Source organism: Niastella sp. (assembly GCF_045805085.1).
GTDB lineage: Bacteria > Bacteroidota > Bacteroidia > Chitinophagales > Chitinophagaceae > Niastella.
In genome coordinates this window covers 1-2,984 of record NZ_JBJMLX010000070.1, presented here as the reverse complement: position 1 = coordinate 2,984, position 2,984 = coordinate 1, and the positions used below count along the sequence as shown (strand labels likewise).

Here is a 2,984-nt window from a genome sequence, read left to right as displayed (position 1 = left end):
ATCACTACTACTTCATCCATGGCCTTCTGACTTACTTCCAGCCGAATGGATACATCGCCGGTGGCCGGCACTTTAATGGTTTGTGCCACAAAACCGGAAAATGAAAAAGTGATACTGGCGCCGGCCGTAACTTTTAATGAAAAGCGGCCATTGTCATCGGTAGTAACGCCTCGTTTCGTATTGGCGATGGTGACAGATACACCTTTCAGGGGTTGACTGGTGGCATCCACCACCGTTCCTTCCAGCGTTCTTTCCTGCGCCAGTGAAACGAATGGGACCACAATCAATAAAATAAAAAACAAGACAAATGAACCGGGGGGATGTACCACCCGGGCAGGATGCAATAATTTTTTCATACCGCAAAAGTTTTGGTTAAATCCACATGTTGAACCGAGGCAATATAACCGGCATACCTGTTATTGGGAGGGGGGCTTTTTTGATAAAAAGGGGGCTTTTTTAACCGGTATTGCTACGTCAATGCCCCAAATAAGACTATTTGAAATTTATAAACGGTTCATAAATAAATACCTGGTAAAAAAATTGACGTAGTACACTACGTCACGGAACGCGGGAGGATCTTTTCGTTTATATTATACTGTTTCCCCAGATTTTTACGGTACTTCTCGATGTACTCCGAGGGTTTCATGCCAAACAACCGGGTAAAATGCTCCCTGAAGTGTTTGATGTCCCCTATTCCTACCTGGTAGGCAGTTTCGTTTATATTGTAATTGGAGTTAATAAATAATTCCGCCGCCTTGCGCAAACGAATAAAGCGTACAAATGCGTTGGCCGGCTGGCCACACACCGCTTTGATCTTCTTATTCATTTTGGAATAACTCATACCCAGTTCATGCGCCAGGGTTTGAATGGTGAACTGCGCATCGTCGAGATGCGCCTCCACAATGGCAATACAGTTATCCAGGAAGGCTTTGTATTCGGCCGAGACTTTCAGCGGGTTCTGTTGCAGCGTGATCTCGTTATAGAAATACTTCTGCAGGTTGTTCTTGCTTTTTATGAGGGCTGTTACCCGGGCAACCAGCAGGTCTTTGTCGAAGGGTTTGGTTATATAATCGTCGGCGCCGCCTTCCACCCCCTGTAACCGGGTATCGGCAGCAACACTACCCGACAACAGGATCACCGGGATGTGGCCCAGGGCATTATCGTCCTTTATAATTTTACACAGGTCAATACCCGTCATGCCCTGCATGAACACATCGCTGATGATGATATCGGGTTGAAATTGTCGCGCCAGCGTAAGCGCTTCTTCCCCACTCTGCGCTTCATACACCGTAAACTGTTCAGTAAACAACGCCGCCACATACCGCCTGATCTCCGTATTGTCGTCCACGATCAAAATACGCCGGGTTTCGGTGGCCAGTGCATCCAGGATGGTTTGATCGCTTTTACGTTCCTGTTCAGGCGTTTCTTTCCAGCTTACCTGTTCAGCAGCCCAATCGGCTGTAATCACTTCCTGCCCCGCCAGCAGTTGTAACTGATCTACCAGACCCAGCATGCGATGGGTCAGGCGCTGCGCTTCCTGTACCGCTTCCTGCTTTTCTTTCTCGGTTTCCCTGCGCTGCCTTTCGGCTTTTTCCTTTTCTTCGGTTAAGCGTAGTATTTGTTCTTCGTAGTGTAAACGGGTTTGTCGCGTTTTATACCACCCGTAAATAAACAACAGCATCCCGACCAGGCAGACCGCCGGTAATGGATTGATAAAAAAAGGAGCAATAAGACAAGCTAAGTAAACAGGTGCGCTCATGTGAATGGTCAAGCCGGCAAACAGCTTTGAGGTTTCGTTATGGTTTATTATAAAATTAAAGATTATTTCCCACGCAAAAATTGAACCAATAGGTAAGAGCTCCTTAATAGGCACTTCCCTATCTTTGGCAATAAAATGTAAAGCGTCCCGATATGGAATACAGAATATTAGGCCGGTCAGGTCTTAAGGTATCGACTATTACCCTGGGAACAATGACTTTTGGCGGCGCCGGTAAATTTGCGTCGGTGGGTAGTGTGGATGTGGCCCTTGGCCGCACCATTATTGATTATTGCATTGAGCAGGGTGTTAACCTGATTGACACAGCCAATATTTATTCAGCCGGGTTATCGGAAGAGATCATTGGCGAAATATTGAATGGAAAGCGTCCTGGTAATGTACTCATTGCCTCCAAAGCAAGAATGCCGTTGGGTACCGGCGCTCCGAACGATGAAGGTTTTTCAAGATACCACATCATTCAGGAGTGTGAGAAGAGTTTAAAGAGATTACGTACCGATGTAATTGACATTTACTATATGCACCAATGGGATGGCCTCACGCCGCTGGATGAAATGCTGGAAGCGCTGGACACGCTGGTTAAGCAGGGCAAGATCCGCTACATCGGTAGTTCCAACTTCTCTGGCTGGCATACGATGAAAGCCTTACATACCAGCGCTGCTCACGGCTATCAACGTTTTGTGACGCAACAGATCCATTATTCACTGGAAGCAAGAGAAGCAGAATATGAATTATTACCGGTGGGTATCGACCAGGGACTGGGCGCATTGATCTGGAGCCCGCTCGCTGGTGGTTTACTCAGCGGAAAATATACCCGCGATATGCAAACCCGCAACGAAGGCCGTTTTGCTGCCGGCTGGACAGAACCTCCCATCCGCGACTTTGATCGTCTTTGGAATATAGTGGATGTGCTGAAAGCCATTGCTGCAGAAAAACAGGTAACACCCGCACAAGTGGCGCTGGCATGGGTACTGGGCCGCGCTTCTGTTACTTCATTAGTGATCGGCGCCCGCAATCTTGACCAGGTAAAAGATAACATCAGGGCCGCTTCTGTAACCTTAACGGAAAAAGAAAGGGAACGTTTAAATGAAGTGAGCCGTTTACCCATGTTGTATCCCTACTGGCACCAGGCTGCACTGGCAAAGAACCGGTTAAGTCCGGCAGACAGGATCCTGCTGGATGAGCATATAGGATAATCTTTCCGATAACT

The 2,984-nt window shown here is 47.5% G+C and carries 3 protein-coding genes; 1 reads left to right on the top strand and 2 read right to left on the bottom strand.

Features of this window, described 5'->3' with window-relative positions; all coding sequences use genetic code 11:
• The coding region (locus ACJ751_RS03225; RefSeq protein ID WP_407743932.1) for a carboxypeptidase-like regulatory domain-containing protein at positions 1–356 on the bottom strand (356 nt) is incomplete at its 3' end.
• Positions 357–553: 197 nt separating this feature from the next.
• On the bottom strand, positions 554–1,759 hold the full coding sequence (locus ACJ751_RS03220) for a response regulator (RefSeq protein ID WP_407743931.1): 1,206 nt from the start codon (positions 1,757–1,759) through the stop codon (positions 554–556).
• 152 nt (positions 1,760–1,911) lie between these two features.
• Between ACJ751_RS03220 and ACJ751_RS03215 the strand changes: the two genes are divergently transcribed.
• A complete protein-coding gene (locus ACJ751_RS03215; RefSeq protein WP_407743930.1) occupies positions 1,912–2,970 on the top strand; it encodes an aldo/keto reductase in 1,059 nt (352 codons plus the stop codon).
• Positions 2,971–2,984 lie beyond the last annotated feature (14 nt).

Bases quoted from the DNA above. Each gene is read 5' to 3' on its own strand.
- ACJ751_RS03220 (WP_407743931.1), bottom strand. From the start codon at position 1,759: ATGAGCGCACCTGTTTACTTAGCTTGTCTTATTGCTCCTTTTTTTATC.
- ACJ751_RS03215 (WP_407743930.1), top strand. From the start codon at position 1,912: ATGGAATACAGAATATTAGGCCGGTCAGGTCTTAAGGTATCGACTATT.